This window comes from Marinobacter pelagius (assembly GCF_003315345.1).
Taxonomy (GTDB): Bacteria; Pseudomonadota; Gammaproteobacteria; order Pseudomonadales; family Oleiphilaceae; genus Marinobacter; species Marinobacter pelagius_A.
The window spans coordinates 139,669-154,493 of sequence record NZ_QNRO01000004.1 but is presented as its reverse complement, the minus strand read 5'-3'; the positions used below and the strand labels follow the sequence as shown (position 1 = coordinate 154,493).

At 60.8% G+C, this 14,825-nt stretch carries 14 protein-coding genes; 7 read left to right on the top strand and 7 right to left on the bottom strand.

Going from position 1 to position 14,825, the window contains the following annotated elements:
• Position 1: 1 nt before the first annotated feature.
• Together DET50_RS05720 and DET50_RS05715 are read right to left on the bottom strand one after the other, a co-directional pair.
• Entirely contained in the window at positions 2–529 is a 528-nt protein-coding gene (locus DET50_RS05720; RefSeq protein WP_113861915.1) for a response regulator, read from the bottom strand.
• 23 nt (positions 530–552) lie between these two features.
• Positions 553–1,401, bottom strand: a complete 849-nt coding sequence (locus tag DET50_RS05715; RefSeq protein WP_113861914.1) for an ATP-binding protein — start codon at positions 1,399–1,401, stop codon at positions 553–555.
• Between the two features lie 266 nt (positions 1,402–1,667).
• Between DET50_RS05715 and DET50_RS05710 the strand changes: the two genes are divergently transcribed.
• Positions 1,668–2,672 carry a GGDEF domain-containing protein gene (locus DET50_RS05710; protein WP_113861913.1) on the top strand — a complete coding sequence of 335 codons (1,005 nt, stop codon included), beginning with the start codon at positions 1,668–1,670 and terminating at the stop codon, positions 2,670–2,672.
• Here DET50_RS05710 and DET50_RS05705 read toward each other — a convergent pair.
• Positions 2,660–4,051: an MATE family efflux transporter gene (locus DET50_RS05705; RefSeq protein ID WP_113861912.1), complete on the bottom strand. Its 1,392-nt coding sequence runs from the start codon at positions 4,049–4,051 to the stop codon at positions 2,660–2,662. The genes DET50_RS05710 and DET50_RS05705 overlap by 13 nt on opposite strands.
• A gap of 99 nt (positions 4,052–4,150) precedes the next feature.
• On the opposite strand from DET50_RS05705, the gene DET50_RS05700 reads away from it, so the two are divergent.
• Complete coding sequence (locus DET50_RS05700; RefSeq protein WP_113861980.1) at positions 4,151–5,023, top strand: carboxylate/amino acid/amine transporter; 873 nt, start codon at positions 4,151–4,153, stop codon at positions 5,021–5,023.
• Positions 5,024–5,142: 119 nt separating this feature from the next.
• On the top strand, positions 5,143–6,540 hold the full coding sequence (locus DET50_RS05695) for a sodium-dependent transporter (protein ID WP_113861911.1): 1,398 nt from the start codon (positions 5,143–5,145) through the stop codon (positions 6,538–6,540).
• A 157-nt stretch (positions 6,541–6,697) separates the two neighbouring features.
• On the opposite strand, the gene DET50_RS05690 is transcribed toward DET50_RS05695, so the two are convergent.
• From DET50_RS05690 to dctP, 3 genes are all read right to left on the bottom strand, one after another.
• Entirely contained in the window at positions 6,698–8,008 is a 1,311-nt protein-coding gene (locus DET50_RS05690) for a TRAP transporter large permease (protein ID WP_113861910.1), read from the bottom strand.
• The gene (locus DET50_RS05685) at positions 8,005–8,550 is read right to left on the bottom strand and encodes a TRAP transporter small permease subunit (RefSeq protein ID WP_113861909.1); all 546 of its coding nucleotides are present in this window, start codon (positions 8,548–8,550) and stop codon (positions 8,005–8,007) included. Before DET50_RS05685 ends, DET50_RS05690 begins: the two co-directional genes overlap by 4 nt.
• 81 nt (positions 8,551–8,631) lie before the next feature.
• On the bottom strand, positions 8,632–9,678 hold the full coding sequence (dctP, locus tag DET50_RS05680) for a TRAP transporter substrate-binding protein DctP (protein ID WP_113861908.1): 1,047 nt from the start codon (positions 9,676–9,678) through the stop codon (positions 8,632–8,634).
• A 166-nt stretch (positions 9,679–9,844) separates the two neighbouring features.
• Here dctP and DET50_RS05675 point away from each other — a divergent pair, with 166 nt between their 5' ends.
• The gene (locus DET50_RS05675) at positions 9,845–10,585 is read left to right on the top strand and encodes an enoyl-CoA hydratase/isomerase family protein (protein ID WP_113861907.1); all 741 of its coding nucleotides are present in this window, start codon (positions 9,845–9,847) and stop codon (positions 10,583–10,585) included.
• Here the strand turns inward: DET50_RS05675 and DET50_RS05670 are convergent.
• On the bottom strand, positions 10,582–12,165 hold the full coding sequence (locus DET50_RS05670; protein ID WP_113861906.1) for a class I adenylate-forming enzyme family protein: 1,584 nt from the start codon (positions 12,163–12,165) through the stop codon (positions 10,582–10,584). The genes DET50_RS05675 and DET50_RS05670 overlap by 4 nt on opposite strands.
• A 143-nt stretch (positions 12,166–12,308) precedes the next feature.
• Between DET50_RS05670 and DET50_RS05665 the strand changes: the two genes are divergently transcribed.
• The 3 genes from DET50_RS05665 (at position 12,309) to DET50_RS05655 (ending at position 14,821) form a co-directional block, all read left to right on the top strand.
• The gene (locus tag DET50_RS05665; RefSeq protein WP_113861905.1) at positions 12,309–13,103 is read left to right on the top strand and encodes an SDR family NAD(P)-dependent oxidoreductase; all 795 of its coding nucleotides are present in this window, start codon (positions 12,309–12,311) and stop codon (positions 13,101–13,103) included.
• Positions 13,103–13,543, top strand: coding sequence for a PaaI family thioesterase (locus tag DET50_RS05660; protein ID WP_091998903.1), 441 nt, complete (start codon positions 13,103–13,105; stop codon positions 13,541–13,543). Before DET50_RS05665 ends, DET50_RS05660 begins: the two co-directional genes overlap by 1 nt.
• Before the next feature lie 75 nt (positions 13,544–13,618).
• A complete protein-coding gene (locus DET50_RS05655) occupies positions 13,619–14,821 on the top strand; it encodes an acyl-CoA dehydrogenase family protein (RefSeq protein WP_113861904.1) in 1,203 nt (400 codons plus the stop codon).
• Positions 14,822–14,825: the final 4 nt, after the last annotated feature.

Below are 14,825 nucleotides of genomic sequence, written 5' to 3'. Positions count from 1 at the left end.
TTCAGTCATCGTTGCCAATCAGCACCGAGCCATCGGCATCCCGCTGGACCCGGGTGATGCCCGGGTTCTCGGCCTCCAGCCGCAACAATTCTTCCTCACGGGCCCGGAGCATGTCTTTCTGGCGGTCGTTTTCCTGGCGCAGGCGCTGGTTTTCCTTTTTCAGCTGGTACAGGTCGATGGCCGAGCGGATGACACTCACCACCTCATGGTCTTCCCAGGGTTTGGACAGGTACCGATGCACTTCTGCCTGGTTGATGGCCTTGATCATGGACTCCCGGTCACCGTAGGCACTGAGCACCAGGCGGATGGCATCGGGCTGGCGCTGTTTGGCGAACTGCAGATAGGTGACGCCGTCGGCGGTGGGCATCCGGTAATCCGAGATGATCACGGCGTACTCGTGCTCCAGGAGGCTGCCGAGGGCTTCCTCGACATTGTCGTAGGTATGCACCTCCCAGCCCTCCGGTTTGAGCAGCCGGCGCAGGGCACTAAGAATATTGCGTTCGTCGTCCACCAGCTGGATCTTGATCATGGCTTGTCTCCGTGTCGCCGTGGTTATTCGTTGTTGGGGTCGGGCTGAGTGATGGGCAGGGTCAGACGGAAGCAGGTGCCTTCACCGGGAGTGCTGTCCACGTCAAGGCTGCCCTGGTGCTTTTCGATGATGTTGAAGGACAGGGAGAGGCCCAGGCCCGTGCCTTTGCCGACCGGCTTGGTGGTAAAGAACGGTTCGAAGATCCGGTGCCGGTGCTCCGGCGAGATGCCTTTGCCGGTGTCCTGCACTTCGATGATGGCAGTGTCACCCTGCTGGCGCGTGCGAATGGTGATCCGGCCAAAACTTTCGATGGCATGGGCGGCGTTGACCAGCAGGTTCATCACCACCTGGTTGATCTGGGAGATGATGCATTCCACTTCGGGCAGCTCTCCGAACTCCCGCACCACCTCGGCTTTGTACTTCAGTTCGTTGTTGACCACGTTCAGGGTGGTTTCGATGCCCCGATGGATATCCGCCGGCTTGAATTCTTCCTCCTCGATGTGGGAGAAGTCCTTCATGGCCGCAATGATGGTCTTGACCCGCTCGATGCCCTCCCGAGATTCCGCCAGCAGATCCCGCAGGTCGTCCCTCAGATAATCGTAGTCAATGTTCTGCTTGATCACCCGGAGGTCATCCAGGGACCTGGCGCTGTCTACCGCCTCGGTCAGCCGGAACAGGTCATTGAGATAGGTGTCCAGGGTTTGCAGGTTGGAATAGACGTAACCCACGGGATTGTTGATCTCGTGGGCGACGCCGGCGGCAAGCTGGCCAATGGCCGCCAGTTTTTCCGACTGCAGCAATTGCTGATTGGCCTGTTCCAGGCGGGCGTTGAGTAATTCCTGGTCTGACTGGGGTGTAGAGGCGTTGGACATAGACAACCGTAACCGTGAAATTTCAGCTGATCCCAGTATAGATGGCCGGTTTTTGCCGCTTGGTAACGTTTGGTTTCCAGAATGCGGAGTTACGTTATCAATTCCCTGTTATTTATGTGGTTTTTACGGTCTGCCTGGAGGGATGCAGCGTATTAATCTGTACGCACCATGAAACATTGTTAAAAAATAGCCAGACATGACGACCTGTCGGACCTGTTCGGCTACGCTTGGGACCATTATGCGACCTTTGTCGGAAAACTTTTCCCATGTTCCAACGCCTTAGATCGGATTTTCGTCTGTCCATCATTACCCTGCTGGGGCTGAGCGGCTTTCTGGGTATCACGCCGTTTGCCGTGTTGCGCTTTCATCAGGGCGAGTTGGTGACCGGCGTGGTTGACGTCCTGATTCTCTGCGGCGTCTGCGGTGGTGTGGTCTATGCGTGGATGACCGGGGATACCCGGCGCAGCGGCCTGGTCATGGCCATCGTGGCCTCGTTCGGGGCCGTGGTGGTGGCGGGTCTGGTGGGTGACCCCGGGCTCTTCTGGCTCTACCCCTGCCTGATTACCAGTTTCTTCCTGACACCGCCGAGGGTCGCCATTGCCATCAATGTGTCCTCGGTGGTGCTGATGGTTGCCCTTGGCGATGCCTTCTCCAGCCTCGAACAGATGGGCTCGTTCGTTTCCACTGCCCTGGTGGTCAGTGCCTGCGCCTTCGTTTTCGCCAGCCGCAATGAGGATCAGCGCCGGCGCCTGGAGCACCTGGCCACCATCGATCCATTGACCGGGGTGAAGAACCGCCGCGCCATGGATGAGGAGCTGGCCATTGCTCAGGCCCATGCCAGCCGGACCGGAATTTCCTGTGCCCTGATCCTGCTGGATATCGATCATTTCAAGCAGATCAACGACGAGTACGGTCACAGTGTCGGGGATGAGGTTCTTGTCGATCTGGTCAACGTGCTTCGTAAAAACACCCGGAAGTCCGACCAGCTGTTCCGCTATGGCGGTGAAGAGTTTGTTCTGCTGGTCCCGGCCATCGACGGGGCGGGACTCAAGACCGTCATCAGTAATCTGCAGCAGTTGCTGCGCAACCATGTGAAGCATCCCGGCGGTTCCATCACGGCGTCCTTCGGTGTCGCCGAGCTGGATTGGGGCGAGCGCGTGGACAGCTGGCTTGCCCGAGCCGACGACGCCCTGTACCAGGCAAAGGAAACCGGCCGGGACCGGGCAGTGTTTGCGGAGCCCCGTATTCGCGCCTTGCTTCAGTCAGCCTGATCCGGCGTAAAGCAGAACAGGCGCCAGCCCAGCAGCAGGCTGGCGGACGTAAGGCCACAGGTCAGTCCTACCCAGAATCCCGCAGCCCCCATGGCGGGCACGATCCAGTCGGTGAACGTCAGGGCGTAACCCAGCGGCAATCCGATCCCCCAGAATGAAAACAGCATGATGAACATGGGGATACGGGTGTCCTTGTACCCCCGCAGGGCGCTGATGCACGTCACCTGCACCACATCGGCGACCTGGAACAGGGCCGCGAAGCCCAGCAGGGCCACGGTGACCGCCCGGACATCGGCCTCGCCCGAATACAGGGCGGCAATCTCCGGGGAAAAGGTGTACAGCAGGGTGGCAAAAACCAGCGCAATGGCCGCCGCCAGTACCAGCGAGCTGCGGGAAATCAGGCGGGCGCTGTCCGGCGCCCGGGCCCCGATCAGGAAGCTCACCCTCAGGGTCAGAGCCATGCCCAGGCTCAACGGCAACATGAACAGCAGCGACACCACGTTCAGGGCAATCTGGTGGCCCGCGACCACCACCGGGCCAAGAGGCGCCAGGAACAGGGCAATGACCGCGAACATGCTGGCTTCGACGAAAATGGTGAAACCGATCGGCACGCCGATACGCAGGATATAACCCAGGCCTGCCCGGTCCGGGGCAGCCCAATCGGCAATCAGGTGGAAGCTCCGGTACACGCGGCTGCGGTTCAGGTAGACCAGCATTGCCACTGCGGCAAAACCATTGGACAGCGATGTAGCCCAGCCACAGCCGATACCACCCATGGCAGGGAGCCCGAGCTTGCCATAAATGAAGATGTAGTTCAGGGGCAGATTGATCAGGGTGCTGAGCACCGAGAACACCATGATCACCCGGGTGTGCCCCAGGCCATCGGTCAGGCCGCGCAAGGCGGCCATCAGCAGCATGGCCGGAACGCCCCAGGCAAAGGCATCCAGGTAACCCTGGGTGATGCGGGTGGTGTTGGCGTCCAGCTCCAGCAGGGTGAGCACCGGCTTCACATTGATCAGCAGCAGGATCATGATCACCGAACCGCCGGCGGCCAGGTAGAGGCCCTGCCAGGTGGCCGGCATGATCTTTTCGCGGTTGCCCGCGCCGTTGTAGCCGGAGATGATCGGTTGCAGGGCGCTGAGCGCCCCCATGAAGAACAGGAACAGCGGCATCCACAGGCTGCTGCCGATACCCACGGCGGCGAGATCCTCGGCACTGGCATGGCCGGCCATGACCGTATCGATCACCCCGTTCGCCATCTGGGCAACCTGGGCGATGAGGATCGGTCCGCCAAGAATGGCGAGGGTGCGCCATTCGGTAAACACCCGGCTCAGTAGCGGTTGCCGGGCTTCGGGTAATGGCTGGTGGGTTTCGTCCATCGTGGCGCTTGGTCCCCGGGTCTCCATGTGAAACAGGCCTGCATCCTACCCGAAAAGCGGTTACAGTACGCGCCTCGGTTAATGGGAGAGATTATCAACATGGGTTTGCTGATTTTTGTTACGGTTCTCTGGGCATTCTCCTTCAGCCTGATCGGAGAGTTCCTCGCCGGCCAGGTGGACAGTGATTTTGCGGTACTGACCCGGGTACTGATCGCGTCACTGATTTTCCTGCCCTTTACCCGCTGGCGCGGTGTGCCCTCCGGGCTCAAGCTGGGTATTCTGGTGACCGGTATGCTGCAGTTCGGGGTGACCTATCTGTGTCTCTACCGCTCGTTCAGCTACCTGACGGTTCCGGAAGTCCTGTTGTTCACCATTTTCACGCCCCTGTACGTGACCCTGCTCGATGATGCGCTTTTCCGGCGTTTCTCGCCGGTGGCTCTGCTGGCGGCGGCGATTGCCACGGTTGGGGCGGGGATCATCCGGTATGACGGCCTGAGTCAGGACTTCGTCACCGGCTTCCTGTTGCTGCAGGTGGCCAACTTTACCTTTGCCGCCGGCCAGGTGGGCTACAAGCATGTCATGCAGCGGTATCCGCTGGATCTGGGCTCGTTCCGGACCTTCGGCTATTTCTTCTTCGGCGCCCTGATCATTGCTCTGCCTTCGTTCCTGATCTTCGGCAATCCCGAGCGGTTGCCGTCCACCGGCCTGCAGTGGGGCGTGCTGGCCTGGCTCGGCTTTGCCGCCTCCGGCCTCGGGTTGTTCCTGTGGAACCGGGGTGCCTGCAAGGTGGATGCGGGCACCCTGGCAATCATGAACAATGCCCTTGTTCCCGCCGGCCTGCTGGTCAACCTGTTGATCTGGAACCGGGATGCCGATTTGCTCCGGCTGGCCATCGGTGGTGCAGTCATCGTGTTTTCCCTGTGGGTGAATGCCCGCTTCCATCCCCGGGCCCGTCTGGCGGCTACTGCCTGATACACGCCAGCACTGGCATCGTTACGCCAGTGCTGGCAGAATCGCGCCCCAACAGCCCGGGCCTGCCCCGGGCGCTCGATCCTCTTTCAATTCCTTAGCCAAAAGCACAGGAAATCAACATGTCTCAATCCAACTCTGTGTCGGGTAACGGCGATTACACTGCCCGTGGCCTCTGGTCGTCCCGGCTGGCGTTCATTCTGGCGGCTACCGGTTCTGCCGTTGGCCTCGGCAACGTCTGGAAATTCCCCTACGTCACCGGTGAGAACGGCGGTGGTGCCTTTGTTCTGGTATACCTGCTCTGTATCGCCATCATCGGTATTCCCATCATGATGGCCGAGGTATTCATCGGCCGGAACGGCCGGCACAACCCGATCACCAGCTTCCGCCTGGTGGCCGAGCGTAACCTTGCCTCTCCCGTCTGGCGGATCTCGGCGATCGTGGGCATGCTTGCCGCCTTCATCATCCTTTCCTTCTATTCGGTGATTGGTGGCTGGGCCGCGTCCTACATCGGCCACGCCGCCGCCGGCGACTTCACTGGCGGTACCGCCGAGTCCATAGGTGACCTGTTCGGCGGCCTGCTCGGCAGCCCGGTGCAACTGCTGATCTGGCACACCGTGTTCATGGCGCTGGTTGTACTGGTGGTCTCCCGGGGCCTGAAAGGTGGTCTGGAGCGTGCGGCCACCATCCTGATGCCGGCCCTGTTCATCCTGCTGCTGGTTGCTGTGGGCTATGCCACTACTACCGGCCATTTCGGTGAGGCGGTCAGCTTCCTGTTCAGTCCGAATTTCGGCGCCCTTACCGTCAGCGGTGTGCTGGTTGCCCTCGGTCATGCCTTCTTCACCCTCAGCTTGGGTATGGCGATCATGATGGCCTACGGTTCCTACCTGGGTCGGGACGTGTCCATCGGGCGTACCGCCATCAGCGTCGCGATCATGGATACCGCTGTTGCCCTGCTGGCGGGCCTGGCCATCTTCCCGGTGGTGTTTGCCAATGGCCTGGAAGCCAGTGCCGGCCCCGGCCTGATTTTCCAGACCCTGCCGCTGGCGTTCGGAAACATGCCCTTTGGCAGCCTGTTTGGTGCCCTGTTCTTCGTGCTGTTGCTGTTCGCGGCGTGGACGTCCGGCATTTCCCTGCTGGAGCCGGTGGTCGAGTGGGTCGAGGAGAAGACCAGCCTTGCCCGTACCGGCAGCGCGGTGCTGGTGGGTGTGCTGTGCTGGGCTCTGGGCATTGCCTCGATCCTGTCCCTGAATGTGTGGTCCGATATCACACCGCTGGGCATGTTCGAACGGTTCGAGGGCAAGACCATCTTTGACCTGCTGGACTACATCACAGCCAACATCATGCTGCCGCTGTCCGGCCTGCTCACGGCCCTGTTTGTGGGCTGGTTCGTAGCCCGGGAGTCACTCAAGTCCGACCTGGCCCTGACCGGCGGCGCCTTCGGCCTGTGGTACAACCTGATCCGGTTCGTGACCCCGATTGCCGTGGTGATCGTGTTCATCTACAACCTGATGGCGTGATCCCCAGTTGCCGCCAAACCAGGGGTCAGTTGAACGCTTTCATCTGACCCCGCTTTAACGCCCGCCCCGATTACTGTCTTCGGGCCGGGCGGGAAACAGAAAAAGCCCGGTGGAGGATATCCGCCGGGCTTTTTTGTTGCCTGTCAGGCTGATCGGATCAGAAGAACAGATCCGGCAACCAGGTGGCAATCTCAGGGAAGACCATGATGATGGCAATGGCCAGAATCTCGATCAATACAAACGGAATCACCGAGGTGTAAATGTCCTTCATGGTGATACCGGGCGGTACCACGCCCTTGAGGTAGAACAGGTTGAAGCCAAAGGGCGGGGTCTTGTAGCCGATTTCCATGTTGATCACGAACAGGATGCCGAACCAGACAGGATCGAAGCCCAGGGATTTCACGATGGGCATGAACACCGGCAGGGTGATCAGCATGATGCCTACCGGGTCGAGCACCATGGCGAGCAGGAACACGATCACCATCATGGCGATGATGATGCCCCAGGGGCCACCGGGAACCATGTTCATCAGGCCCTCGATCAGTTCCTGGGCCCCCATGCTCTGGTAGGCGGCGCTGAAGGCGTGGGCGGCGAACAGGATCCACATGATCATGCCGGTCAGCTTGAAGGTGCGGATGGCCGCCTCCTGCATCACCGACCACTTGAATTCACCGTAGACGGCTGCCGATATCAGCGCGCCCAGTACGCCCATGGCGGCGGCTTCCGTGGGTGTGGTGATCCCGCCGATAATCGAGCCCAGAACCATCACCACCACCCCGATCGGCAGCAACACCGCCCGCAGGGCGCGCAGCTTTTCCGGCCAGGTGCCGCGTTCTTCCGGTGGCAGGGCCGGTGCCAGGTGCGGCTGTAGCGTGGCGCGCACGATGATGTAGATGAACGTGAGCACCATCAGCAGCGCCCCGGGCATGATGCCGGCGGCGAACATCTGGCCAACAGATACCCCGGTAATCAGGGCATAGAGAATCATCAGGATGCTGGGCGGGATCAGAATGCCCCAGCCGCCCCCGGTATTGATGACGCCGAGGGCCATCTTGCGATCGTAGCCCCGCTCCAGCATGGACGGCAGGGCGATGGTGCCCATGGCCACCACGGCCGCGCCACTGATGCCCACCATGGCGGCAAATACCGCACAGATGGCGAGGGTTCCCAGAGCCAGGCCGCCCCGCAGGCCACCGAACCACAGGTGCATCATGCGGTAGAGATCCTTGGCCACCCCGGTGCGCTCCAGCACCATCGCCATGAACACGAACAGGGGAATGGCCACCAGGGTGAAGCTGCCCATGGTGCCCCAGATCTGCGAGACCACCATGAAGAAGGATTCGAAACCCCAGGTGAAATAAAGGAACACCACGGATACACCGCCCAGGACAAAAGCCAGGGGCAAGCCCAGGAGCAGGAAAAACAGCAGCGAACCAAAGAACAGAAGAGTCAGTATTTCAATGCTCACAGGTAATCTCCTTCAGACTCTTCCTGTGCCGGTTGGTAATAATCCAGATTGAATGCGATGGCGATGTCTTCGAGCAATTTCACCAGGCCCTGCAGCACCAGCAAGCCAGTGCCGACGGGAATGGCCAGCTTGACCGGCCACACCGGCGGGTTCCAGGCAGAGTATGAGGTTTCCCAGCTGGCGATGGATTCACTGGCGACATCAATGCCGAACCAGAGCAGGGCCAGGGTAAAAATGAAAAAAATCGTGGAAGTGACGATGTCGAGTGCTGCGCGCTTTCGGGGCGCCAGATGCGAATGGAGCAGATCCACATTCACATGCCCCCGATGGGCGAGAATGTAGCCGCCGGACATCACCGCATAGATACCGAACAGCATCTGTGACAGTTCATTGGTCCAGACCGTCGGCGAATTGAAAAGGTAACGAAGCCCGACCTCCAGCAGCAGGAAACCGAACATCGCAAACACCAGTAGCGCAATCCCGCGCCCGATAAGATCATTGAGACGGGTGACCCCTCTCATGAATGCTGTCAGCACACTCATGACACGCTCCGGTAACTCATTGGTTTTCAGAGGAAAGAAAGCCGGGGCGTGCCCCGGCTCGGAATTGGCGACTGGCCGCTCTTACAGGTAGCCGAGGTCGCTCAGGAAGCTCTTCAGCATCTCCAGTGCCTTCGCGGCCTGTTCACTGCGCTTGCCTTCTTCGTCCCACATTTCCTGGGCGGTTTGCGCGAGCTTCTGCTGTACGTCCTGGGGCAGGGTGTTCACCTCAACACCGTGTTCGGCCTGCGCTTTGGCCAGAGCCAGTTGTTCCTTGTAAAGGTACTCGTTGGTGCGCACCCAGAACTGCTCGGCCAGGGCATCCTTGACGATCTTCTGCATGTCTTCCGGCAGTTTGTCCAGGGCCTTCTGGCTGACAATGATCACGTCTGTGCCGGCAATGTTGAGTGCAGGTTTGACGTGGTATTTGGCCACTTCATAGAGACCCATGCTGAGAGCACCCTGGGATGCGCCCCAATGGGCACCGTCAACAATGCCGGAGTCCAGTGCCGAATACAGTTCACTGCCCGGGATGTACGAGGCGGCGGCACCGGCTTCGGTCAGGAATTTCTGGAGGGCCCCGGAAGAACGGATCTTCAGGCTGGTGAAATCCTCCCAGCTATTGATGGGCTTCTTGACCACCATTTCGGTGGGATAGACCTTGTCGGTGGCCCAGTACACACCGTGTTTCGCTGCTTCTTCCCGGAGCATGGCTTCAAAACCCATGTTCTGGTGAAAATAGGCTGCCTCCCAGACGTTGCGGAATGCAAACGGCAGGCCCGAGGCGATGCCCGCGAGGGAAATCTTGTCCTGGGCATAGGAGGGTGAAATCGTACCCATTTCCAGGATGCCGCGGCTGACCGCATCAAAGGTGTCTTTGGCCTTGAACAGGGCGCCTGCTTCGAACAACTGCAGTTTCAGGCGACCATCGGTGCGTTCTTCCAGAACCCGTTTCAGCCGGCCCAGGCTGTCCTCGTAGGAGCTGCTGGAACCCGGCCAGTGGGATTGCACCTTCCAGGTGACGGTGTCCTGGGCCGCTGCCGGTGTGGCAGCAAGGGCGGCAGAAACGCCAAGGGTAAGGGCGGACGCGTAAACGGTCAGCTTCTTGCGTGCTTGCATTATGAGGTTCATGACTGTGCCTCTTTCGTTGTTGTATTGGCCTTGCTTCTAGTTTCACTCTGCAGAACTCTTAACTGCAGGGTGAATTTATGTTCTCTGAATCTATCACAACGTCGGGCTTTTGCAATAGGATGTTTTTACCTCAAACAACAACGTAATCTTCTGGAAGGATAGCTCAATGATCGACATGCATCAGGCGGAGGCCGTGGTCCATCTCACCATCAACCGCCCGGAGAAGAAGAACGCGCTGACCCGCGAGATGTACGGGCTGCTGAGCCGACGTATTCGCGAAGCCGCTGATGACGAGACTGTTAACGCCATCGTCATCTCCGGGCATGGCGATGTGTTCACCGCCGGTAATGACCTGGACGATTTCCGTGCCCGCGCCACGGACCCGAATCCGCAGTCCTCGGCGGGCCTGGCCTTTATCGAAACCCTGATGGACTGCGATACGCCGGTCATTGCCGCCGTGGAAGGGATTGCCATCGGCATCGGCACGACTCTGCTTCTGCATTGCGACTCGGTGATTGCCGGTAGATCCGCGACCTTCAAGACCGCTTTTGTCGATCTTGGTCTGGTGCCCGAGGCGGCCTCCACGGTCACCATGCCCCTGCACCTCGGTGCCCGCCGGGCGGCAGAACTGCTGCTGTTCGGGGAGGTCATGGACGGTATCGAGGCCCGGGACTGTGGCCTGGTCAGCAAGGTGGTGGATGACGGTACTGCAGTGGCCGCCGCGCTGGAACTGGCGCAGCGGCTGGCCGGTAAACCCCGGGAGGCGCTCAGGGCGAGCAAGCGGTTGATCCGGGCTCCCTGGCGGGATCAGGTCAGGGAAGCACTGGAGCGCGAGCGCGCGGTGTTCTCCGAGCGCCTGCGCTCCGACGATTGCCGGCAGGCTCTGGCGAGAATGGAGCGCCGCTAGCGGTTCCAGTAGGGCTCCCTGAGTTCCCGCTTCAGTACTTTACCGATGGTGGAGCGGGGCAGTTCCTCCCGGAACTCGATTGCCGCCAGCCGCTGGGTCTTGCCCAGCCGATGGTTGGCCCAGTCCAGCAACTCCATGTCGGTCTCCGGGTGACCCCGAGCCTTGACCACCAGAGCCAGGGGCGTCTCGCCCCATTGCTCGCTGGGTACGCCGATCACCGCGACATCGGCGACGGCGGGGTGGCCGAGCAAGGTCTTTTCCAGATCCACCGCATAGATGTTGAAGCCGCCGGAGATGATCATGTCCTTGCGACGGTCGAGGATGTAGATAAACCCGTCTTCATCGATCCTGCCCATATCCCCGCTGCGGTAGAACGCCAGGCCTTCCGGGCTGGTCCAGAGCATCTCCCGGGTCTGTTCGGTGCGGTTGACGTAACCGCGCATCATGGAAATGGCCCGGCCGACGATTTCCCCGGTTTCGCCCCGGGGTAGCTCCCGGCCCTCGTCATCGATCACCCGGACTTCGGCGCCTTCGGTGGGCACACCCACGGAATCCCATTTGTCGGGATGGGCTGCGCAGTCCAGGCTGGTGGAGATGCCGCCCTCGGTCAGGCCGTAGACCTCACGGATATTGCCCGGCCAGCGCCGCATGGCTTCGGCAATCACACCCGCCCGCAGCGGCGCGCTGGTACACAGCTTGAGCTTGAAACTGGACAGGTCGAAGCGGTCGAAATCCGGTACCGCCAGGATGCGCTGGTACTGCACCGGCACCAGCATGGCATGAGTCACCCGATATTGTTCTGCCAGCTCCAGGAACCGGTGGGCATCGAATTTCGCCATCAGTACCAGGGTGCCGCCGTGGAACAGGGTCGGTAAGACCGAGACCAGGGTGGTGTTGGAATACAGGGGCGTGGAAACGAGATTGATGGCGTCGCCGTCCAGGCCGAACCGGCTCATCCGGACCATCTGGCGCTGGCGGAACCGGTAGTCGTGCAGGATGCCCTTGGGCGTGCCGGTGGTGCCCGAGCTGTAGATGATGTTGAAAGGGTCGTCCAGGGTGACCGGTGCCGGAGTGGCCTGATCGGACACATCGCCCAGCCATTGCGCCAGTGTCTGACCAACCTCCCCGGTATCCAGGCCGACCACATTCTCTGCCGGCAGGTCCACGGACTCGCGGATGCTGGACCAGAGCTCCCGGTTCTTACCGGACACAAACAGGAATCGGGCACCGCAATCCCGGATCATCAGCGACAGGGCCTCGCCGCTGGCCATACCCGAGAGCGGCACCATGCAGCCGCCCGCCACCAGGGTGCCGAGATACAGGGCGACGTATTCCCGGGTATTTTCCGACAGACCCGCCACGCAGTCGCCCGGCTCGAGACCGGCCTGCTGCAGGCGGTTGGCAATCCGGTTTACCTGGTTGATCAGGTCCGCCCAGGTCACCTCTTCCCGTTCATCGATCAGGGCGGTCTTGTCCCCCTGGCTCTCCCGATAGTCCTGAATCCTGTGACCGATGGCTTCCATGGTTTCACCGGCGGTGACCGGCGCGTAGACCGGCATGTCATTAGTTGTATTTTTCATTTTCCTGTCTTCCGGCGTTGCTGTGTTTTGCTAGATGAAATTTCCTTTCGAATATATTGACTCAAAACCGGAAGGCGTGACAAATTATCAAAACGATAAGCACACGATCACAACAACAAATACGGAAAACTAGGAGCGATTCCATGGCGCGATTTGACCAGCGCATAGCCATCGTCACCGGAGCCGGTAGCGGGATTGGCCGTGCAACCGCCGTCCGCCTGGCCCGGGAGGGCGCCTCGGTGGTAATGGCAGATGTGTCCGAGGCCGGATTGCTTGAGACCGAGAGCGCGATGCCCGAGGACGCCCGTTACCAGCGCCATCTGGTGGACGTATCCGACGAAAGCCAGGTCAGGGATCTGGTGGCCGAAACCATGGATACCTTTGGCCGGATCGATGTGCTCTGTAACATCGCCGGTATTGCCAGCACTTCCGGTGGGCACCCTCCGGTGACCGGCAACGAGCGTGAGGAGTGGGACAAGGTGCTGGCGGTCAACCTCATCGGCACCATGCTGTTCATCAAGTACGTGGCGCCGCACATGCAGGCCCGCAAGCTCGGTGCCATCGTCAACACCGCCTCGGTGGCCGGCATCCGCTCCGGTGCCGGGGGCAATGCCTACAGTGCCTCCAAGGCCGGGGTGATCAATCTGACCATGACCGCCGCCTGTGACCTGGGCGGGGACAATGTCCGGGTCAACGCCGTCTGTCCCGGCCTGGTGGAAACCGGCATGACCCGCGCCGTCTTCGATTACGCCCGCGCCCACGAGAAAGCCCACAAACTGGGCTCCCGGTGCGAGCTGCGCCGTTACGGCAATCCCGAGGAGATTGCCGCTGCCATCCTGTTCCTTGCCAGCGACGACGCCAGTTACATCACCGGCCAGGCCCTGGCGGTGGATGGCGGCAATACCGCCTCCCTTAACCTGCCAGGAATGAAAGTCTGATGAGTGAGGAAAAGCTGCACATTACCGGAGGTCAGGACCTGCCCGGTTTTCACAGCCTGCTGGGCTACCGCCAGGTGTCCTGGGAAGAGAACGAAGCGGTGATCGAGCTGGCGCTGGAGCCCCGGCACCTGAACCTGGGGGGCGTGATCCACGGCGGCGTTCTGACCTCCCTGCTGGATATCGTCCTGGCCCAGGCCGGTACTTATTGCCCGTACCCCGGCCGCATGCGCAAAGCGATCACGCTGTCCCTGACCACCACCTTCACCGGCCAGTGCTCCGGCGGTGTGATCCGGGTAACCGGCCGAAAAAGGGCTGGCGGTACCCGCATTTTCAACAGCACCGGCGAAGTGCATGACGATCAGGGCAACCTGCTTGCCATTGGCGAGGGCACCTTCCGGATCCGCTCCGGGAGCGATAAACCCGAGGGCGTGCCAATCTGATTGGCCGGATTCAAACCACCACGATTGCCGCGCAAGAGGGGGCAGTCAGGACACAATCAACGAGAGGAAACGGACATGTTCGAGCTTTCTGACAAGGCTAAAAAGCTGCAGGCCGAGTTAACCGAGTTCATGGATGCCTACATCTATCCGAACGAAGAAAAGCATCACCATCAGGTGGAAGAAGCCGAGGATCGCTGGGCACCGGTTCCCATCATTGAAGAGCTGAAGCAGAAGGCGAAAGCCGCCGGTCTGTGGAACCTGTTCCTCCCGGACAGCGAGTTCGGTGCCGGCCTGTCCAACTTCGAATACGCCCACCTGTGCGAAATCATGGGCCGCTCCGAGATGGCCCCCGAGGTGTTCAACTGCTCTGCGCCGGACACCGGCAACATGGAAACCATCGCCCGCTACGGCAACAAAGAGCAGCAGGACCAGTGGCTGAAACCTTTGCTGGCTGGCGAAATTCGCTCCTGTTTCTCCATGACCGAGCCGGATGTGGCCTCCTCCGATGCCACCAACATTGCCTGCGAGATCCGGCGCGAACGCGACGAGTACGTCATCAACGGCCGCAAGTGGTGGTCCTCGGGAGCGATGACCACCACTTCGAAGATCGCCATTGTCATGGGCAAGACCGACCCGAACGCGGAGAAGCACAAGCAGCAATCCATGATCCTGGTGCCGCTTGATTCCCCCGGCGTGAAGATGATCCGCCCGCTGCACGTGTTCGGCTACGACCATGCGCCTCACGGCCATGCCGAGATCCAGTATGACAACGTGCGGGTTCCTGCCAGCAACATGCTGCTGGGTGAAGGCCGTGGCTTCGAGATTGCCCAGGGCCGTTTGGGGCCGGGCCGGATTCACCACTGCATGCGCACCATTGGCGTGGCCGAGCGGGCGCTGGAAGCCATGTGCAAACGTGCCAATGCCCGCGAGGCCTTTGGCCGCAAGCTGTCCGACTTTGATTCCATCCGCAAGGACATTGCCCGCAGCCGGCTGGAGATCGAGCAGGCGCGCCTGCTGACCCTGAAGGCGGCGCACATGATGGACACCGTCGGTAACAAGGTGGCCCGTCAGGAAATCGCCATGATCAAGGTGGTGGCGCCGAGCATGGCGTTGAAGGTCATCGACCGGGCGATCCAGGTCCACGGCGGTGCCGGCGTCAGCCAGGACACCTTCCTGGCTTCCGCCTGGGCCAAGGTTCGTACGCTGCGCCTGGCCGACGGACCGGATGAGGTCCACCTGGATTCCGTTGCCAAGATGGAGCTTCGCCAATACCGCTGATTTT

Bases quoted from the DNA above. Each gene is read 5' to 3' on its own strand.
- dctP (WP_113861908.1), bottom strand. From the start codon at position 9,678: ATGAACCTCATAATGCAAGCACGCAAGAAGCTGACCGTTTACGCGTCC.
- DET50_RS05705 (WP_113861912.1), bottom strand. From the start codon at position 4,051: ATGGACGAAACCCACCAGCCATTACCCGAAGCCCGGCAACCGCTACTG.
- DET50_RS05655 (WP_113861904.1), top strand. From the start codon at position 13,619: ATGTTCGAGCTTTCTGACAAGGCTAAAAAGCTGCAGGCCGAGTTAACC.
- DET50_RS05670 (WP_113861906.1), bottom strand. From the start codon at position 12,165: ATGAAAAATACAACTAATGACATGCCGGTCTACGCGCCGGTCACCGCC.
- DET50_RS05685 (WP_113861909.1), bottom strand. From the start codon at position 8,550: ATGAGTGTGCTGACAGCATTCATGAGAGGGGTCACCCGTCTCAATGAT.
- DET50_RS05710 (WP_113861913.1), top strand. From the start codon at position 1,668: ATGTTCCAACGCCTTAGATCGGATTTTCGTCTGTCCATCATTACCCTG.
- DET50_RS05700 (WP_113861980.1), top strand. From the start codon at position 4,151: ATGGGTTTGCTGATTTTTGTTACGGTTCTCTGGGCATTCTCCTTCAGC.
- DET50_RS05715 (WP_113861914.1), bottom strand. From the start codon at position 1,401: ATGTCCAACGCCTCTACACCCCAGTCAGACCAGGAATTACTCAACGCC.
- DET50_RS05695 (WP_113861911.1), top strand. From the start codon at position 5,143: ATGTCTCAATCCAACTCTGTGTCGGGTAACGGCGATTACACTGCCCGT.
- DET50_RS05675 (WP_113861907.1), top strand. From the start codon at position 9,845: ATGATCGACATGCATCAGGCGGAGGCCGTGGTCCATCTCACCATCAAC.
- DET50_RS05660 (WP_091998903.1), top strand. From the start codon at position 13,103: ATGAGTGAGGAAAAGCTGCACATTACCGGAGGTCAGGACCTGCCCGGT.
- DET50_RS05720 (WP_113861915.1), bottom strand. From the start codon at position 529: ATGATCAAGATCCAGCTGGTGGACGACGAACGCAATATTCTTAGTGCC.
- DET50_RS05665 (WP_113861905.1), top strand. From the start codon at position 12,309: ATGGCGCGATTTGACCAGCGCATAGCCATCGTCACCGGAGCCGGTAGC.